Origin of the sequence: Marinobacter sp. NFXS9, assembly GCF_040148665.1 — a bacterium.
Classification (GTDB): Bacteria; Pseudomonadota; Gammaproteobacteria; order Pseudomonadales; family Oleiphilaceae; genus Marinobacter_A; species Marinobacter_A mangrovi.
Window position 1 is genome coordinate 1 of sequence record NZ_JAGDDW010000050.1, and the last position, 1214, is coordinate 1214.

1 protein-coding gene is annotated in these 1214 nt (G+C 66.2%); it reads left to right on the forward strand.

The genetic code is table 11. The annotated features are described in order from the left end of the window. Nucleotides 1–1214 (forward strand): amino acid adenylation domain-containing protein (locus J3364_RS22580; protein WP_349560414.1); only part of this gene is annotated, 1214 nt, incomplete at both ends.

A 1214-nucleotide genomic window follows, 5' to 3' on the forward strand; every position in this document is an offset into this window, starting at 1 on the left:
CGCCTGACCTTCGCCGAATTCGACACCCGCGCCAACCGCCTGGCCCACTGGCTGATCGGGCAGGGCATCGGTGCCGAAAGCCGGGTCGGGGTCGCCCTGGAGCGGGGCACGGATATGCTGGTGGCGCTCTACGCCGTCCACAAGACCGGCGCCGCCTATGTGCCGCTGGACCCGGACTACCCGGCCGAGCGGGTGCGCTACATGCTGGAGGATTCCGGCGCGTCGCTGCTGCTCAGCCACGATGCCGCCCTGGACCGGCTGCCATCGGTCGATGGCGTCGAGACGGTGAACCTCAATCACCTGGATGTGTCCAGTCAGCCCTCATCCGTGCCGGAGGCCTTTATCCATCCGGAACAACTGGCCTACCTGATCTACACCTCCGGCTCCACCGGCAAGCCCAAGGGCGTCGCGGTGCCGCACGGGGCGATGTCCATGCACTGCCAGACCATCGGCGCCCGTTATGGCCTGACGCCGGAAGACCGGGAACTGCACTTCCTGTCCATCAGCTTCGACGGGGCCCACGAGCGCTGGCTGACGGCATTGAGTCACGGTGCCCGCATCGTCCTGCGGGACCAGGCCTTGTGGAGTGTGCAGGAAACCTACGACTGCCTGATCGAGGAAGGCATCACCGTGGCGGCCTTCCCGCCCAGTTACCTGCGCCAACTGGCGGAGTGGGCGGAACTGAAAGGCCAGCCCCCCGGTGTGCGCATCTACTGCTTTGCCGGCGAAGCCTTCAGCCGGCAGATGATGCACCACGCCATCGAGCACCTAAAACCGGACTGGGTGATCAACGGCTACGGCCCGACGGAGACGGTGGTCACACCGACGCTCTGGCGGGTGGCCGCTGAGACGGCGGACTTCGACAGTCCTTATGCCCCCATCGGTGATTTGGTGGGAGATCGACAAGGCTACGTGCTCGACAGTGACTTGAACCTGTTGCCGCCGGGCGTGGCCGGTGAACTCTACCTGGGCGGGGCCCTGGCAAGAGGCTACCTGGATCGTCCTGCCACCACGGCCGAGCGCTTCGTGCCGAACCCGTTCCGGCCCAACGAACGGCTCTACCGCACCGGCGACCGGGTCAAGCTCAACCGGGACGGCCAGTTGGAATACCTGGGCCGGATGGATCAGCAGGTGAAACTGCGGGGCTTCCGGATCGAGATCGGGGAAGTGGAAGCGGCCCTGAAAGCCTGCGACGGGGTGAAGGACACCCTGGC